At 67.0% G+C, this 17119-nt stretch carries 18 protein-coding genes; 9 read left to right on the top strand and 9 right to left on the bottom strand.

The features are described from left to right. Positions 1–81: 81 nt before the first annotated feature. Together serA and SCH01S_RS11490 are read left to right on the top strand one after the other, a co-directional pair. Complete coding sequence (gene serA / locus SCH01S_RS11495) at positions 82–1665, top strand: phosphoglycerate dehydrogenase (protein ID WP_046348963.1); 1584 nt, start codon at positions 82–84, stop codon at positions 1663–1665. Positions 1666–1784: 119 nt separating this feature from the next. Next, complete coding sequence (locus SCH01S_RS11490) at positions 1785–2891, top strand: ATP phosphoribosyltransferase regulatory subunit (protein ID WP_046348962.1); 1107 nt, start codon at positions 1785–1787, stop codon at positions 2889–2891. On the opposite strand, the gene SCH01S_RS11485 is transcribed toward SCH01S_RS11490, so the two are convergent. From SCH01S_RS11485 to SCH01S_RS11475, 3 genes are read right to left on the bottom strand one after another with little or no spacing between them, the layout of a single operon-like run. Then, on the bottom strand, positions 2884–3783 hold the full coding sequence (locus tag SCH01S_RS11485; RefSeq protein WP_046348961.1) for an alpha/beta hydrolase: 900 nt from the start codon (positions 3781–3783) through the stop codon (positions 2884–2886). The genes SCH01S_RS11490 and SCH01S_RS11485 overlap by 8 nt on opposite strands. A 57-nt stretch (positions 3784–3840) precedes the next feature. After that, positions 3841–4182, bottom strand: coding sequence for a cupredoxin domain-containing protein (locus SCH01S_RS11480; protein WP_245612244.1), 342 nt, complete (start codon positions 4180–4182; stop codon positions 3841–3843). A 13-nt stretch (positions 4183–4195) separates the two neighbouring features. After that, on the bottom strand, positions 4196–4720 hold the full coding sequence (locus SCH01S_RS11475; RefSeq protein WP_084689535.1) for a DUF4142 domain-containing protein: 525 nt from the start codon (positions 4718–4720) through the stop codon (positions 4196–4198). 178 nt (positions 4721–4898) lie between these two features. Here SCH01S_RS11475 and SCH01S_RS11470 point away from each other — a divergent pair, with 178 nt between their 5' ends. Next, positions 4899–5582, top strand: coding sequence for an RNA polymerase sigma factor (locus SCH01S_RS11470; RefSeq protein ID WP_046348960.1), 684 nt, complete (start codon positions 4899–4901; stop codon positions 5580–5582). A 69-nt stretch (positions 5583–5651) separates the two neighbouring features. Here the strand turns inward: SCH01S_RS11470 and rpmB are convergent, their stop codons facing one another. Then, entirely contained in the window at positions 5652–5936 is a 285-nt protein-coding gene (rpmB, locus tag SCH01S_RS11465) for a 50S ribosomal protein L28 (protein WP_046348959.1), read from the bottom strand. Between the two features lie 146 nt (positions 5937–6082). Here rpmB and SCH01S_RS11460 point away from each other — a divergent pair, with 146 nt between their 5' ends. The 5 genes from SCH01S_RS11460 (at position 6083) to SCH01S_RS11445 (ending at position 9396) form a co-directional block, all read left to right on the top strand. Next, complete coding sequence (locus tag SCH01S_RS11460; protein WP_046348958.1) at positions 6083–6322, top strand: hypothetical protein; 240 nt, start codon at positions 6083–6085, stop codon at positions 6320–6322. A 22-nt stretch (positions 6323–6344) separates the two neighbouring features. Beyond that, on the top strand, positions 6345–6476 hold the full coding sequence (locus SCH01S_RS16180) for a YqaE/Pmp3 family membrane protein (protein ID WP_245612243.1): 132 nt from the start codon (positions 6345–6347) through the stop codon (positions 6474–6476). Positions 6477–6491: 15 nt separating this feature from the next. Then, positions 6492–6944, top strand: a complete 453-nt coding sequence (locus tag SCH01S_RS11455) for a nucleoside deaminase (protein WP_245612242.1) — start codon at positions 6492–6494, stop codon at positions 6942–6944. Positions 6945–6975: 31 nt separating this feature from the next. After that, entirely contained in the window at positions 6976–8169 is a 1194-nt protein-coding gene (locus SCH01S_RS11450; RefSeq protein ID WP_046348957.1) for an acyl-CoA dehydrogenase, read from the top strand. 69 nt (positions 8170–8238) lie between these two features. Beyond that, a complete protein-coding gene (locus SCH01S_RS11445) occupies positions 8239–9396 on the top strand; it encodes a CaiB/BaiF CoA transferase family protein (protein WP_046348956.1) in 1158 nt (385 codons plus the stop codon). Between the two features lie 22 nt (positions 9397–9418). On the opposite strand, the gene SCH01S_RS11440 is transcribed toward SCH01S_RS11445, so the two are convergent. From SCH01S_RS11440 to SCH01S_RS11420, 5 genes are all read right to left on the bottom strand, one after another. Beyond that, positions 9419–10267 (bottom strand): acyl-CoA thioesterase, encoded by an 849-nt coding sequence (locus SCH01S_RS11440; protein WP_046348955.1) that lies wholly within the window; start codon positions 10265–10267, stop codon positions 9419–9421. A gap of 154 nt (positions 10268–10421) precedes the next feature. Next, positions 10422–11558: an acyl-CoA dehydrogenase family protein gene (locus SCH01S_RS11435; RefSeq protein ID WP_046348954.1), complete on the bottom strand. Its 1137-nt coding sequence runs from the start codon at positions 11556–11558 to the stop codon at positions 10422–10424. 6 nt (positions 11559–11564) lie between these two features. Continuing rightward, positions 11565–12761: an acyl-CoA dehydrogenase family protein gene (locus tag SCH01S_RS11430; RefSeq protein ID WP_046348953.1), complete on the bottom strand. Its 1197-nt coding sequence runs from the start codon at positions 12759–12761 to the stop codon at positions 11565–11567. Position 12762: 1 nt separating this feature from the next. Then, positions 12763–14070 carry an amidase family protein gene (locus SCH01S_RS11425; RefSeq protein WP_046348952.1) on the bottom strand — a complete coding sequence of 436 codons (1308 nt, stop codon included), beginning with the start codon at positions 14068–14070 and terminating at the stop codon, positions 12763–12765. Further along, complete coding sequence (locus SCH01S_RS11420; RefSeq protein WP_046348951.1) at positions 14064–15296, bottom strand: serine hydrolase domain-containing protein; 1233 nt, start codon at positions 15294–15296, stop codon at positions 14064–14066. Before SCH01S_RS11420 ends, SCH01S_RS11425 begins: the two co-directional genes overlap by 7 nt. 109 nt (positions 15297–15405) lie before the next feature. On the opposite strand from SCH01S_RS11420, the gene SCH01S_RS11415 reads away from it, so the two are divergent. Beyond that, complete coding sequence (locus SCH01S_RS11415; protein WP_046348950.1) at positions 15406–17118, top strand: class I adenylate-forming enzyme family protein; 1713 nt, start codon at positions 15406–15408, stop codon at positions 17116–17118. The last annotated feature ends 1 nt before the right edge of the window (position 17119 follow it).

Below are 17119 nucleotides of genomic sequence, written 5' to 3'. Positions count from 1 at the left end.
CTTACCCTCACCCTCCCACGGCTTCGCCGTGGGCCCCTCCCTCTCCCGCAAGCGGGAGAGGGGCTTCAAGAGGAACTCCAAATGCCCAAAGTCCTGATTTCCGACAAAATGGATCCCCGTGCTGCGCAGATTTTCCGCGAACGCGGCGTCGAGGTCGACGAGAAGCCGGGCCTTTCCAAGGAAGAGCTGGTCGCGATCGTCGGCGGCTATGACGGCCTCGCGATCCGGTCGGCGACCAAGATCGGTCGCGACGTGCTGAACGCCGCGAACAACCTGAAGGTGGTCGGCCGCGCCGGCATCGGCGTCGACAATGTCGACATCCCGGCCGCCTCGGCCAAGGGCGTGGTGGTGATGAACACGCCGTTCGGCAACTCGATCACCACGGCCGAACACGCGATCGCGCTGATGTTCGCGCTCGCCCGCCAGCTTCCCGAAGCAGACGCGTCGACCCAGGCCGGCAAGTGGGAAAAGAACCGCTTCATGGGCGTGGAGCTGACCAACAAGACGTTGGGGCTGATCGGCGCAGGCAATATCGGCTCGATCGTCGCCGATCGCGCGATCGGGCTGAAGATGAAGGTGATCGCCTTCGACCCCTTCCTGTCAGCCGAACGGGCGCGGGAGCTGGGCGTGGAGAAGGTCGCGCTGGACGAGCTGCTTGCGCGCGCCGATTTCATCACGCTGCACACGCCGTTGACGGACCAGACCCGTAACATCCTGTCCGCCGAGAATCTCGCAAACACGAAGAAGGGCGTGCGAATCATCAACTGCGCGCGTGGCGGCCTGATCGACGAGGCCGCGCTGAAGAAGGGGCTCGAATCGGGCCATATCGGCGGCGCGGCGCTGGACGTGTTCGTCGAGGAACCGGCGACCGCTTCGCCGCTATTCGGCACGCCGGGCTTTATTTCGACGCCGCACCTCGGGGCCTCCACCAGCGAAGCGCAGGTCAATGTCGCGATCCAGGTGGCGGAGCAGATGTCGGACTTCCTGCTGACCGGCGCAGTCACCAACGCGCTCAACATGCCGTCGGTCTCGGCCGAGGAGGCGCCGCGGCTGCGCCCCTATATGGCGCTTGCGGAAAAGCTGGGCAGCCTGGTCGGCCAGCTCGCGCATGGCGGGCTTTCGGCGATCAGCATCGAAGTCGAAGGCGCCGCCGCCGAGCTCAACCAGAAGCCGATCACCGGCGCCGTGCTGGCCGGGCTGATGCGCGTCTATTCGGACACGGTGAACATGGTCAACGCGCCCTTCCTGGCGAAGGAGCGCGGGCTCGACGTGCGCGAGGTGCGCCATGACCGCGAAGGCGACTACCACACCCTGGTGCGCGTCTCGGTCGCGACGTCGGAAGGCGAGCGATCGGTCGCGGGGACCCTGTTCGGCGACTATAAGCCGCGGCTGGTCGAGCTGTTCGGGATCAAGGTCGAGGCCGACCTCACCGGCCCCATGCTCTATGTCGTGAACGAGGACGCGCCCGGCTTCATCGGCCGCATCGGCACCGCGCTCGGCGATGCCGGCGTCAACATCGGCACGTTCCACCTCGGCCGCCGCGCGGCAGGCGGCGAAGCGGTGCTGCTGCTGTCGGTCGATACGCCTGTTCCGCAAGCCACGCTCGACACCGTGGCCAAACTCCCCGGCGTTAAGCGCGTTAAACCGCTCCACTTCGACCGATGAGTTGGAGCTACACACACGGTTCGGCCTGAGCCCGTCGAAGGCCTCCCTTTTCTTTGCAGCGAAGAAGGAAGGGAGGGCTTCGACAAGCTCAGCCCAAACCGGCTAGGAGCGCACGCGAAATGACCACCGCTCTCCTTCCCGAAGGCCTGCGCGACCGGCTCCCGCCGCAAGCGGACGCCGCCGCCGCTATCCTGCGCGCGGCGCTCGATGCGATTCGTGCGCATGGCTACGAACGGGTCGCGCCGCCGCTTGCCGAATATGAAGAGTCGCTGGTCGGGCGGTTGAAAACGAGTGCAGCGCGCGACCTGTTGCGCGTCGCCGATCCGCTGTCGCAGCGCACGCTTGCGCTCCGCCCGGACATCACGACGCAGGTCGGCCGCATTGCGGCGACCAGGCTGGCGCACCGGCCCAGACCGCTGAGGCTCAGCTATGGCGGACCGGTCATGAAGCTGCGGGCGTCGCAGCTCCGCCCGGAGCGCGAGATGACCCAGATCGGCGCCGAGTTGGTCGGCCGCGACAGCGCCACCGCCGCCGCCGAGATCGTCGCGCTGGCGGTCGAAGCCCTCGCCGCCACCGGCGCCACCGGCATCACGGTGGACCTGACCCTGCCCGATCTGGTCGACACGCTCGCCGCCGGGCCGCTGCCGCTTCGGCCATCGCAGGCGGCGCAGGTGCGGGCGCTGCTCGACGCCAAGGATGCGGGCGGGCTCGCAGCGTCCGGCGCGGCCTCCTATCTGCCGCTCATCGAGGCGGCAGGCCCATTTGCCGACGCGCTCGAACGGCTGCGCGCGTTCGACACCAACGGAATCCTTGACCGGCGCCTTGCCGCTCTCGAGACGATCGCGACTCGGCTGGAGGGAATGGCGGAGGTAACGCTCGACCCGACCGAGCGCCACGGCTTCGAATATCAGAGCTGGCTGGGCTTCTCCCTGTTCGCGGACGGCTTGACCGGCGAGATCGGCCGCGGCGGCACCTACACGATCCTGCATGAGGACGGGCACGAGGAACCGGCAGTCGGCTTTTCGATCTACCCGGACCCGCTGCTGGACGTGCGGGCGGACGAACAGCCGTCGCGCCGCCTGTTCCTGCCATTGGGGCATGATCCGGACCTGGCGGCACGGCTGCGGGGCGAGGGCTGGGTAACGGTCGCAGCGCTGGACGAACGTTGTGACGGCGCCGGCTGCACGCACCACCTTGTCGCCGGCGAGGTGCAGCCCCCTACCTGAACCGCGCGCGCTGCCGATCCGGAAACACGCGCGCAAGGAAAGCATCGATCTCAACCGTCGCCGAATTGCCGGGCCGGCCGATCTCGTCGTTCAGGCGCAGATGGGTCGTGTCCTGGACCGGAACCACCGTCGCCTCGCGTGCGCCGGCGGCGATCAGGGCGACCGACAGCTGTTCGCTCTGCATGCCGGCGAGCGGATTGTTGACGTCGTGCAGCATCAGCCACGCGGCGGCATTCGGAGCTTCGGCGTGGCGCAGCGGCGACAGGGCCGCCTGCCGCGCGGGATCGTCGCCGAATGCCGGCGCGTAATAGCGCGCGACCGTGCCGATTCCCCGGCCCGCCTCCATGATCGGCGGAATGTCGATCGCGGCGGGATCGAGCAGCACCACGGCCTTCAGCGCTTCGAAGGGCACTCCGGCCTTGTCGAGCCAGGCCGGATCGGCGCCGATCAGCGCCGCCAAATGACCGCCCGAGCTGTGGCCGAGTAGCACGATATCGTCTGCGTCCACGCCTTTCTGCCGTCGCAACAGGGCAATGCCTTGGGCTACGTCCGCGAGTTGCTGCTCGACCGAGACGTCGGGGACAAAGCGATAGCCGAGCGTCGCATAGGCGTAGCCGGCGCCCGTGAAGTGATCCGCCTGCGCGCCCGCCGATCCGGCCCTGGGCGTCCCCGCGCTCCAACCGCCGCCGTGCAGATAGACGATCAGCGGGGCGTGTCGGCTCTTCTCGCGCTCGAACAGTTGCGCGACCTGTCGCGGCGCGGGCCCGTAATGCAATTCGCGCGAGACGACCGGCCCGGCGACAAGCACATGCGGTCCCGATTGGGCGACCAGCCCGGGCGTGGCGGCGGCGAGCAGGCCCGCAGACACGATCATCCCAAGCATCGCTTTCATCCCCGCTCCATCGCAGCCCGAGGCTAGGAGCGCGGGATCAACCCGGCAAGCGCCGCGCTATTTGGAAACGACCAACTGCCCGGTCATGCCGGGATGATAGCGGCAGAAGAACGCGATCGTGCCGGCCTTGGTGAGCTTTGTAACGCCCCGCGCGCCCGCGGGAAGATCGACGTTGAAGCTGCCGTCCCTCGCGGTGGCGGTGTGGCGGAACAGGTCCTTGTTCAGCCACTGGATCGTATCGCCGACGTGCAGGCCCGGCGGGACGGGTCCGAACTTTAGCTTGTCGATGACGATTGTGTGCGTCTTGGGCGCGGCAACCGTCGCGCGGGTGGGTGAAAGGGCAAGCGACAGCAGCATCGCGCCAGTGCCTGCGGCGAGAGCGATCGAGAACCGTGCCACTTGCCCCTCCCTCTTATTTAAGCGCGCTCTCCAGATGCTCGGCGTGCGCCTGATGCTCACGGAACAGGGTCAGGCCCGTCTGCAGCAGCGACTTCAATTCGGCATTGTGCGCGTTCGGAATCAGCGTCTTGTCGAGTGCGCCGTTGACCGTCTTGTGATAGGCGACCTCGTTCGCGGCATAGGCCTTGTCGAAGGCGGCCCCGTTCAGCGCGGCCAGCCGCTTCTTTGCGGCGGCGGCGCCGTCCATCAGCGACTTGCTGGTGGGATTGTCCTCGGGCGTCACGTGCAGCTTCTTGACCAGCGCCAGCGCCTTGTCGTTCACCGCGGTGTGATCGCGCACCATCTCCTGCGCGAAATCCCGGACCTTGGCGTTCTTCGACTTCGCCAGCGCCTGCTTGGCAGCCGCGATGTCGATATTGCCGGCGGTGTACGCGATATGGGCGATCTGGGCGTCGTTGAGCGCCGCCGCATAGCTCGTCGTCACAGTGCCCGCGGCAAGCAGCGCCGCGGCGCCGGCCCATGCAATCATCCTGGTCATATGCTCCTCCTCTTATGCCTCCCGAGCCTTTGCAGGGGAGCGGCCCGTCTGCCGTCGGTCTTGGATGCCGCGGCTTTCTTTAGGTTCCCGCAAGGACTCGCGTCGTGTTCTTAACATATGCATGCTGCATGCGGGAACCCGGCGTGCACGGCGGCATCCAATCGGCGGAGAAAGTGACATGACCGCACAGCCGACGCTCGATTACGAAACGCTGGACGACGCAGCGCTTGCCGCACGGCTCGCCGCGCGTGATCCCTATGCGGTGCGGCTGATTACGGCCCGGAACAACCAACGCCTTTTTCGCGCCGCCTGGAGCATCCTGAAGAACCGCGCCGAGGCCGAGGATGCGGTGCAAAGCGGCTATCTGCGCGCCTTCGCCGGAATCGACGGGTTCGAAGGCCGCTCATCGCTGTCGACCTGGCTGACGCGGATCGTGATCAACGAGGCCTTGATGCGCGTGCGGGCGGCAAGGCGGCGGCGCGCCAATCTCGACAGCGATTCGGTTGTGGTGCTCGACGATTATCGGGAAAAGCTCATGCAGGGATCGACGACCCCGACACTGCCCGACGCCGCGGTCGCGCGCGCCGAAATCCGGCAATTGCTGGAACAGGCGATCGCGCGGCTGCCGGACCCGTTCCGGGTGGTCTTCATGCTGCGCGAGGTAGAGGGATTGAGCGTCGATGATGCGGCCGAAGCGCTCGGCCTCGCCCCGGCCACGATCAAGACGCGGCACTTCCGCGCGCGGCGGCGGCTGCAGGACGATCTGGCGCCCGAGCTGAAGACCGCGCTGGTCGGCACCTTCCCGTTCCTTGGGCCTGACTGTGAAAGGCTCACCGAGCGGGTGCTGCAGGCGATTCGTTAAAGCCAAACGGCAAAAGGCCGGCCGGGAGGACCCGGCCGGCCTTTGCGGCAACGGAGAAGGAGCGGCCGCTTAGGCCGCCAGCTTCTTCGCGATCTCGCGCTTCAGCTTGCGGGCGGTCGGCCCGAGCTTGTCCTCGCTCGACTTCATCAGCCAATTGTCGAGGCCGCCGACATGCTCGACCGAGCGCAGGCCGTGCGTCGACACGCGCAGCTTTACGCCCTTGCCCAGCGCGTCGGAGATCAGCGTCACGTTCTGCAGGTTCGGCAGGAAGGTGCGCTTGGTCTTGTTGTTGGCGTGGGAAACATTGTGACCCACCTGCCGGCCCTTGCCGGTCAGCTCGCAAATGCGCGACATTGATCGTCTCTCAAATAAATCGGGATGGCCCGGAAAGGTGGCGCGCATAGCGGTAACGGCGCCCGCCGTCAACGTGAGTCGACGCGATGAAACCGTAACGGGTCCGGTTCGTTCAGCTTGCCGAACAGGATCGAGGGAGAGACTAAATGCGTGGACTATTGGCCGTCATTGCCATCATCGTGCTGTTGCTCATCATCGGGGTCGCGACCGGCTTCCTGAACATCAACCAGACCAAGACGGCCGAGCTGCCGAAGGTCGAGGTGAAGGGCGGCCAGGCGCCGGCCTTCGACGCCAATGTCGGTGCGGTGGACGTCGGCACCAAGAAGGAGACGATCAAGGTTCCGACCGTCGACGTGAAGACCGCCAATGAGACCAGCAACAAATAACGTCGGGCCCGTCATAGGGGCGGTGCTGCTGCCGCCCCTGGGCGTGTTCCTGGACAGGGGGCTCGGCCGCGACTTCTGGATCGCGGCGGGCCTCACCTGCCTGGCATGGCTGCCGGGCATGATCTTCGCCTTATGGACGGTGCTGGCCCGCTGACCTAAGCCCGGGCGCATGGCCTTTCCGCTGCCCGATCCGATGCGCCGCGCGCTGGCTTTGGCCGAAGCCGCGGCGATGGAGGGCGAAGTGCCCGTCGGCGCCGTGATCGTCCGAAACGGCGAAGTGCTGGCCGAAGGCGGCAATGCGCCGCGACGCCTCAGCGATCCCACTGCGCACGCCGAGATGATCGCGATCCGGGCCGCGGCCGAGCGAATCGGCGCCGACCGGCTACAGGAATGCGAGCTCTGGGTGACGCTGGAGCCGTGCGCGATGTGTGCCGGCGCGATCGCCCTCGCCCGCATCGCCCGCGTCTATTACGGCGCGCCGGACCCGAAGGGCGGCGGCGTCGAGCACGGCGCGCGCGTGTTCGCGCAGCCGACCTGTCACCATCGTCCAGAGGTGTATTCGGGAATCGGGGAGCGGGAGGCGGGGGCGCTGCTGCGCACCTTCTTTCAAGCCAGAAGATGAACGGCTAGGGGAAGCGCTGAGGAGTCACATCATGAACGCTGCATCCATCGCGACCCTGCGCTGGGACGATCCGCTGCTGCTGGAGGACCAGCTCACCGATGAAGAGCGGGCGATTCGCGACGTCGCGCACAATTACGCGCAGGACAAATTGCTGCCGCGCGTCATCGAAGCGTTTCGCGAGGAAAAGACCGACCGCGCGATCTTTGACGAGATGGGCGCGCTGGGGTTGCTCGGGCTCACGCTGCCGGCGGATTATGGCTGCGCGGGCGCATCCTACGTCGCCTATGGCCTGGTCGCGCGCGAGGTGGAACGGGTCGATTCGGGTTACCGGTCGATGATGAGCGTCCAGTCGTCGCTCGTGATGTACCCGATCTATGCATACGGCTCGGAAGATCAGCGGCGCAAATACCTGCCGAAGCTTGCCACGGGGGAATGGGTCGGTTGCTTCGGCCTAACCGAGCCCGATGCCGGCTCCGACCCCGGCGGCATGCGGACGCGCGCCGAGAAGATCGACGGAGGCTATCGGATTTCGGGCTCCAAGACCTGGATTTCAAACGCGCCGTTCGCCGATGTGTTCGTCGTCTGGGCCAAGTCCGACGCGCATGGCGGCGCGATCCGCGGCTTCGTGCTGGAAAAGGGGATGAAGGGTCTTTCCGCCCCCAAGATCGACGGCAAGCTGAGCTTGCGCGCCTCGATCACCGGCATGATCATGATGGACGGCGTCGAAGTCGGTGAGGACGCGCTGCTGCCCGAGGTGCAGGGGCTGAAGGGCCCGTTCGGCTGCCTCAACCGCGCCCGCTACGGCATCAGCTGGGGCGCGATGGGCGCGGCCGAGGATTGCTGGCACCGCGCCCGCGCCTACACGCTCGATCGCAAGCAATTCGGCCGGCCGCTTGCCCAGAACCAGCTGATCCAGAAGAAACTCGCCGATATGCAGACCGAGATCGCGCTGGGGCTGCAGGGCTCGTTGCGCGTCGGTCGGCTGTTCGACGAAGGGCGGATGGCGCCGGAGATGGTCAGCCTGATCAAGCGCAACAATTGCGGCAAGGCGCTGGAGATCGCGCGGGCTGCGCGCGACATGCACGGCGGCAACGGCATTTCCGAGGAATATCACGTGATGCGTCACCTGATGAACCTGGAGACGGTCAACACCTATGAAGGCGCGCACGACGTGCACGCGCTGATCCTGGGCCGCGCGCAGACGGGGCTGAATGCGTTCTTCTAACTCAACGTGCTCCGGCGAAGGCCGGAGCCATGCGTCCAGGGCTCCGGCCTTCGCCGGAGCACAGGCACAATGAAACCTCTCGCGAACCTCCGCGTCCTCGAACTCGCGCGCATCCTCGCCGGGCCCTGGGCCGGGCAGATGCTGGCCGATCTCGGCGCCGACGTGATCAAGGTAGAACGGCGCGGCGCCGGCGACGACACGCGCGGCTGGGGGCCGCCGTTCGTCGAAGGCGCGGACGGAAAGAAGCTCGGGGCTGCTTATTATCACAGCTGCAATCGCGGCAAGCGGTCGATCACCGCCGATTTCGAAGACGAGGCGGACATGGAGCGGGTCCGCACGCTCGCCCGCGACGCCGACATCGTCATCGAGAATTTCAAGACCGGCGGGCTGAAGCGCTACGGGCTCGATTACAAGAGCCTGAAGGCCATTAATCCGCGGATCATCTATTGCTCGATCACCGGCTTCGGCCAGACCGGACCCTATGCCCCGCGCGCCGGCTATGATTATCTGATCCAGGCGATGGGCGGGCTGATGAGCATCACCGGCATCGATGAGCCGACGCGCGCCGGCGTCGCCGTGGCCGACCTGTTCACCGGAATCTATGCGGCCGGCGCGATCCTGGCTGCCGTGCACCGGCGGCACGAAACCGGCGAAGGCGCCTGGATCGACATGGCGCTGCTGGACGTCCAGACGTCGGTGCTGGCCAACCAGGCGATGAACCATCTGGTGTCGGGCGAAGCGCCGGGCCTGATGGGCAATGCCCATCCGAACGTGGTGCCCTATCAGCCGTTCGAGACCAGCGACGGGCGCGCGATCGTCGCCGTCGGCAATGACGGACAGTTCGCGCGCTTCGCCTCGATCCTGGGCGTGCCCGAGCTGGCGGACGATCCCGACTATCAGACCAATGCCGCGCGCATCGTCAATCGAGAGCGGCTGATCCCGATCCTGTCCGAACGCACGGTCAGAATGACCCGCGCCGAACTGCTGGCCGCGCTGGAGCGGGAGGGGGTGCCGGGCGGCCCGATCAACAATATCGCCCAGGCCCTCGCCGATCCGCACGTCCAGGCGCGCGGCATGCGGGTCGAGCTGGACGCCCCTCATGTCGCGGGCGGCACGCTGCCCCAGGTCCGCGGCCCGATCGTCATCGATGGCGAGCCGATGGTCGCCGAGCGCGCACCGCCGATGCTGGGCGCGGATGATGACGATTGGGAGTGGCGAGCCATCTAGCCCCTCCCCGAAGGGGAGGGGCTTACCGCTTCCGCATCAAGCCCTCCTGCGCGACGCTTGCGACCAGCCGCCCCTCGCGCGTGAAGATCATGCCGCGGTTGAAGCCGCGGCCGCGGCCGCTCCACGGCGCGTCGGTCGAGTAGAGCAGCCACTCATCGACGCGGACGTCGCCGTGAAACCAGAGCGCGTGGTCGAGGCTCGCGGTCTGCACGCCCGGCTGAGTCCAGCTCAGGCCGTGCGGGCGCATCGTTGTGCCGAGCAGGTGCATGTCGCTGGCCCAGGCCAGCATTGCGCGGTGCATCTCGGGGCCGCCCGAGACCGGCGCGACGGTCTTGAACCAGACATGCTGCACCGGCTCCTGCGGCTCCGCTTCCAGCGGCGACCAAGGCGAGGCGTGACGGATCTCGAACGGGCGGGGGCGCACGAAGAACTCGCGGAATTTCTCCGGCACCTGGGGCGCGACCTTCAGCCGCTCCTCGGCCTCCGACGGCAGCGCTTCGGGCGGCGGCACGTCGGGCATCGGAAATTGGTGCGACAGGCCCTGTTCGAGCTTCTGGAACGAGGCGGCCATGTTCAGGATCGGCTCGCCCCTTTGGAACGCGACCACGCGCCGCGTCGAGAAGCTGCCGCCGTCATGATCGCGGTTGACGCGGTAGATGATCGGGATCTGCTCGTCGCCCGCGCGCATGAAATAGGCATGCAGCGAATGCGGCACCCGCTCCGGATCGGCGGAGCGCGCCGCCGCCATCAGCGCCTGCGCGATCACCTGCCCGCCGAACACGCGGCCCCGCCCCTCGGGCTGACGCGCACCGCGATACAGGTCGCGGTCCAGCTCCTCGACCGTCAGCAGCGCTTCCAGCTGCGCGATCATGCCGGCGGGATCGGTGGCTCGAGTCTCTTCGGTCAATCTCACACTCCGGTTTGGGCTGAGCTTGTCGAAGCCCTCCCTTCCCTTGTTTCTGCCGCCCGTAAAAAGAAAGGGAGGCCTTCGACAAGCTCAGGCCAAACCGGCGGAGGCTGCCCGCTCAATATCCAGACATCCGCGCGAGCTGGTCGGCCGCCCAATTGGCGTCGCCGAACAGTTCGGCGAGGACGCGGCCGCGCTTCATGTAGAAGCCGATATCATATTCGTCGGTCATGCCGATGCCGCCGTGCATCTGCACGCCTTCCTGCACCGCAAGCGTGACGGCAAGACCGGCCATCGCCTTCGCGACCAGAGCCGCGCGCTCGGCATTCGGATCGTCGGCGTCCAACAGCTGCTGCGCTTTCAGCACGGCGGCGCGCGCGACCTCCATCTCGGAATAGAGGTGCGCCGCCCGGTGCTGGAGCGCCTGGAAGCTGCCGATCGGCACGCCGAACTGCTTGCGCTCCCTGAGGTACCCGATCGTCATGTCCATCGCGCCGCCGCCGACGCCCAGCAGTTCGGCCGCAGCGCCGGCGCGGCCGGCAGAGAGGATGCGCGTCAGGCCGGCCCAGCCCTGGTCGACTTCGCCGATCACCGCGTCGGCGTCGACTTCGACCCCGTCGAGCTGGAGGCGTGCGGCAATGCTGGCATCGGCCAGACGCTCGGGCGTGGCGGTCAGCCCGGCAGCGCCTTTTTCGACGGCGAACAGCGTGATGCCGTTCTCCTCGCCTGGGCTCCCTCCCGTTCGCGCAGCGACGACGATCAGATCGGCGACATGGCCCAGCGGCACGAACGTCTTGGCGCCCGTCAGCCTGAAGCCGTTGCCCGAACGCTCCGCCCGGAGCGCGGTCTGCGCCGGCCGATGCTTGGCGCCCTCGTCGATCGCCAGCGCGGCCACGGCTTCGCCCGCAGCGATCCGCGGAAACCAGATTTGGCGCAGGTCCGCTGCACCTGTCTTCAGCGCCGTCACCGCACCGACCGCGGTCGACAGGAACGACGACGGCGTCAGGTTGCGGCCGATCTCTTCAAGCACCACGCCCGCTTCGACATGGCCGAGACCCAGGCCGCCTTCGTCCTCCGGAATTAGGATCGACGTGAAGCCCATCTCCGCGAACTGCTTCCACAGGTCGCGGCTGAAGCCGGCCGGTTCCTTCGCATCGCGCAAGGAGCGCATATGGGAAACGGGCGCGGTCTCGTTCACGAACTGACGCGCGGTGTCGCGCAGCATCGTCTGCTCGTCGGTCAGAAACAAAGCCATTGGTGATCAGGCCCCCGGAAGCTCGAGAATGCGCTTGGCGATGATGTTGAGCTGGATTTCGCTCGTCCCACCTTCGATCGAATTGGCTTTGGTGCGCAGCCAGGCGCGCGCCTTGGTGCCGCCCTCGGACCCTTCGCTTTCCCATTCCAGCGCGTCGGAACCGCCGGCCGCCATCACCAGCTCGTAGCGGGCCTTGTTCAGCTCGGTGCCGTAATATTTCATCATCGACGGCTGGGCCGGGTGCGTCTTGCCGTACTTCAGCTCGTCCATGAATTTCTCGGACATCGCGCGGAACGCCCGTTCGCGCACCTCAAACAGCGCGATCTGGGCGCGGAGCAGCGGGTCGGCGAGCCGGCCGTCGGCATCGACCCCGACCGCCCGTTTCGCCTCCTCCGCGAGCGCCGCCGGGCCGCCGGAGCCGAGCCCGCCCCCGCCGAGTCCCATGCCGCTGATCATCTCGCGCTCATGCCCGAGCAGATATTTGGCGACGTCCCAGCCCTTGTTGAGCTCCCCGACCAGCTGGTCCTTCGGGACCTCGACATTATCGAAGAAGGTTTCGCAGAAGGGCGAATAACCAGAGATCAGGAGGATCGGCTTGGTCGAGACGCCCGGGCTCTCCATGTCGAACAGCAGAAAGCTGATGCCGTTGTGCTTCGATTCCTTTGAGGTCCGGACGAGGCAGAAGATCCAGTCCGCCTTGTCGGCGTAGGAGGTCCAGACCTTCTGGCCGTTCACCAGGAAATGGTCACCCTTGTCCTCCGCCGAGGTCTGCAACCCGGCGAGGTCGGAGCCGGCATTGGGTTCTGAATAGCCCTGGCACCAGCGGATTTCGCCGCGCGCGATCTCCGGCAGGAATCGCTTCTTCTGCTCCTCGGTGCCGTATTTGAGCAGCGCCGGCCCCAGCATCGAGATGCCGAAGCTGTTCAGCGGATTGCGGCAGCCGAGCCGCGCCATTTCCTGCCGCAGGATCTTGGTCTGCTCGGGGCTAAGGCCGCCGCCGCCATAGTCCTTGGGCCAATCCGGGACGGTCCAGCCGCGTGACGCCATCGCGTCGAGCCAGGCCTTCTGATCCGGCGAAAGCTGCGCTTTCCGGCCGCCCCAGACGATGTCGCCTTCGCCGCGCACCGGCTGACGCATCGCGGCTGGGCAATTCGCTTCCAGCCAGGCGCGGGTTTCGGCGTGAAACGTCTCAAGGTCGCTCATTTCAGCTCCTCATCAGCGCGTGGGCGAGCGCCGCGATCGCGATGGTCTTGTGATCCTGGTAAAGATCGCCGATCACCTGCAGCCCGATCGGTAAACCGTCATTGCCGGTCGCGACAGGCACGCTGGTCGAAGGCAGGTTCGGGAACGTCGCCAGCCCGGCATAGGCGAATTGCGTACCGAACGGCGTCGTCTCGCCGTCGATCATCAGCGACCGTTTGTCGGTCGGCGTATCGTCGTGCGGGAAGGCGGTGGCGCCGAACACCGGCGCGATCACCGCGTCATAGTCGCGGAACAGACGCTGCCAGGCGCGGATGCAGCGCACCTGCTCGTCCTGCAGCGCGAACCAGTCGGCAAGGCTCATCGCCTGTCCGTTCGGCGCCGGCGCGCCGCCTGAAAGCGCCGTCAGCAGCATCTTTATATAGTTGGTGTGCTGAGCTGCGAGATCGGGAAACGGATCCAGCGTCCGCTCGACCTCCGCGCCGGCGCGCTCGAATGCCTGACCGACCAGCTCGACCGTGCGCTTCATCTCGGCGCTCGCCCGCGCGACGGGGTGCTCGGGGAGGATCAGGATGCTGAGCGCGCCCGCATCGGGAACGGTGGCGCGCGGCAGCGGAAAATCGCTCAGCACGTCGAGCAGCAGCGCGAGATCGTCGGCATCGCGCGCCATCGGCCCCATCACGCCCAGCGCCACGCGCGACGTGTCGGTGCCCGGGAAATTGTGCCCCTCAGCCGCGATCACGCCATAGGTCGGCTTGTGCCCCCAGACGCCGCAGAAGGCGGCCGGCGTGCGGATCGAGCCGCCAATGTCGGACCCGATCTCGGCCGGCACGAACCCGGCCGCCAGCGACGCCGCCGCTCCGCCCGACGAGCCGCCGGGACTGCGCTCCGGGTTCAGCGGATTGAGCGTGCGGCCATAGACCGGATTGTTGCTCTGAAGGTCGACCAGGCCGGTCGGCACGTTGGTCTTGCCGACGATCACAGCGCCCGCCGCCTTCAGCCGCTGCACCGCGACGGCGTCGGTATGGGAGATCACGCCTGCATGCTCGGCATAGCCCCAGGTCGTCGGCAGCCCGGCGACGGCATAGCTTTCCTTGACCGTCATCGGCACGCCCAGCAGCGGCGAGTCCTTCGCGACACCGCCAGCGTCGATCGCGCGCGCCTGCGCCCGCGCCCGGTCGAAATCCTTGACCACAACGGCATTGATCGCGGCGTTGCCGGCCTCGATGCGCGCAATCGCCGCCTCAACCTGATCCAGCGAGGTCGTCTCGCCGGAGCGGACCGCCGCCGCGGTCTGCAACGCGCTCAGCATGCCGCGCTCTTGGTGATCGACGAATAGATCATCGTCTTCAGCTCCCGCCGGACCGGCCAGGTGCTGGAAGGGCTGAGCTGCGTCATGAAGATGAAAATCAGCCGCTCGACCGGATCGATATGGAACGCGGTCGAGAACATGCCGCCCCAATAGAATTCGCCGACCGATCCCGGCACCAAGCTCGGCGCGACGTTGATCGTGACCGCGAAACCCAAGCCGAAGCCGACACCGGCGTTGGTCGCCTCGCTGAACAGCGATCGCGACATGCTGGCGAGGTCGGCGCCACCCGGCAGATGGTTGATCGTCATCAGCTCGACGGTCTTAGGGCCAAGGATACGCACACCGTCCAGCGCGCCCTTGTTCAGCAGCATCGCGCAGAAGCGATGATAATCGGCCGCACTCGACACCAGCCCGCCGCCGCCCGAGAATTGGGTAGGAGCACGCGACCAGGCGCTTGCGTCGCCGCGATCGTACATCACCGCACCCTTTTCAGGGTGCATCGTGTAGCAGTCGGCTAGCCGATCGATTTTGTCGGCGGGCACCTGGAAGAAGGTGTCGTCCATCCCCAGCGGCGCGAAGATGCGGTCGCGGAACACCTGGTTGAGCTTCTTGCCCTCGATGCGCTCGATGATCAGGCCGAGAATGTCGGTCGCGATCGAGTAATTCCACGCTTCGCCGGGCGAGAATTCGAGGGGAATGCCGGCGAGCGTGCGGGCGACGCTGTCGAGGTCGTGCGCGCCATACCAATCCTCGATCTTGGTCGCGCGATAGGCGGCGTCGATATTGCCGCGGTTCTGGAAGCTGTAGGTCAGCCCGGCGGTATGGCGGAGCAAGTCCACCATTCGCATCGGCGCGGCGGTCGGCTTGGTCACGAACGGCGCCGATCCCCCGCCGCCGTCATAGACGCCGATGCCCTTCCATTCGGGAAGGATGCGGTGAACGGGATCGTCGAGCGCGACCTTCCCCTCCTCGACCAGCATCATGAATGCGACGCTGGTCACCGGCTTGGTCATCGACGCGATGCGGAACAGCGTTTCGGGGCCGACCGCGCGGCCGTCGCGCATCGTGCCGGCGTTCGCGAAATGCACCGGCCGGCCTTCGCGGCTGACCAGCAATTGCGTGCCCTTGAAGCGGCCGGTCTGGATATAGCGCTCGTCCAGGAAGCGATCGATCCGTTTGAGCCGTCCGGCATCGAAGCCGAGGGTGGCGGGATCGTCGATCTGCATGGGCACTCCTGTTCTGGCCGGCGGTTTATCGCCTTGAGGTCCCCCCAAATCAACAATATCCCGCAGAAAAGCGCGGTTTTTGAAGGCCGGGCAACAAGGAGAGAGTTGGATGGCGGACACGGACGCTACGGCATGGCCGAGCCTGTCCCTGGAAGAAGTCGAAGCCTTGCTGTGCGCGCCGGGCCAGCGATTCGAAATGGAGACGATTCCGATCCGGGGCATCCCGACTCGGGTCTGGAAAAACGCGCCGCCGAATCTGCGCGCGCTGGTCGAGCTGAGCCGAACCCACGGCGCCCGCGCGGCGACGATCCTTGAGAGCGATCGCGTCAGCTTCGACGCGCAATACCGCGCGATCGCCGCGCTTGCGCGGGCGTTGGCCGAGCGCGGCGTCGGCAAGGACGATCGCGTCGGCATGGCGATGCGCAACCTGCCCGAGTTTATCGTCGCTTTCTTCGCGATCGCGAGCCTCGGCGCGATCGCCGTGCCGCTCAATGCCTGGTGGACCGGTCCGGAGCTCGAATATGGGCTGAAGGATTCGGGCGCGAAGCTGCTGATCACGGATGCCCAGCGCTGGGAGCGGATCGCCCCGTCGCGGCCGAACCTGCCCGACCTGCAGCACGTGATCGTCACCCGCGCCGGTGCCGCGCCGGAGAACACCGAAGCCCTTGAGGTGCTGATCGGGCACCCGAGCGATTGGGCTACGCTCCCCGACCAGCCGCTGCCCGACACGCCGCTCGACAGCGATGACGACGCGACGATCTTCTACACCAGTGGTACCACCGGCGCCCCGAAGGGCGCGCTCGGCACCCACCGCAACCTTGTCACCAACATCATGTCGGGCGGCTACAACGCCGCGCGCGCCTGCCTGCGTCGCGGCGAAACGCCGCCCGAGCCCCAGCAGAAGGTGTTCCTGACCGTCATTCCGCTGTTCCACGTCACGGCCTGCTCCGCGACCCTGATGGGCGCAATGGCGGCCGGGCATACGATGGTGTTCATGCGCAAATGGGACGCGGTCGAGGCGATGCGTCTTATCGAGCGCGAGCGCGTCAACGTGACGGGCGGCGTGCCGACGATCGCGTGGCAGCTGCTCGAGCATCCGGAGCGGGCGAAATACGACCTCTCCAGCCTGGAAGCGATCGCTTATGGCGGCGCACCGTCCGCGCCGGAGCTGGTGCGCCGCATTCGCGAGGAATTCGGCGCGCTGCCCGGCAACGGCTGGGGCATGACCGAGACAATGGCGACGGTCACCGGCCATTCGGCGGAGGATTACCTGAACCGCCCGGACAGCGCGGGACCGCCGGTCCCGGTCGCCGACCTCGAAATCCGCGCCGAGGACGGCGAGACGGTGCTGCCGCGGAACACGGTCGGCGAGCTCTGGTCGCGCGGGCCGATGAACGTGCGTTGCTACTGGAACAAGCCCGAGGCGAGTGCCGCGACCTTCGTCGATGGGTGGGTGCGCACCGGCGACCTTGCCCGGCTCGACGAGGAAGGCTTCCTCTTCATCGTCGACCGCGCCAAGGACATGATCATCCGCGGCGGCGAGAACATCTATTCGATCGAGGTCGAGAACGCGCTGTACGAGCACCCGGCGGTCGTGGATGCAGCCCTGATCGGCCTGCCGCACAAGACGTTCGGCGAGGAGCCCGCGGCCGTCGTCCATCTCGCGCCCGGCGCTGAGGCGACCGAAACCGAGCTGCAGAACTGGGTCCGTGCACGCCTCGCGCCGTTCAAGGTGCCGGTGCGGGTCGCGTTCGCGCCTGAGATGCTGCCGCGGAATGCGAACGGGAAAATTTTGAAGCGGGAGTTGCGGGCACACTTCTGAG

Origin of the sequence: Sphingomonas changbaiensis NBRC 104936, from assembly GCF_000974765.1 — a bacterium.
In the GTDB taxonomy this organism is placed as follows: Bacteria; Pseudomonadota; Alphaproteobacteria; order Sphingomonadales; family Sphingomonadaceae; genus Sphingomonas_B; species Sphingomonas_B changbaiensis.
This window is presented reverse-complemented; position numbering and strand designations above follow the sequence as displayed.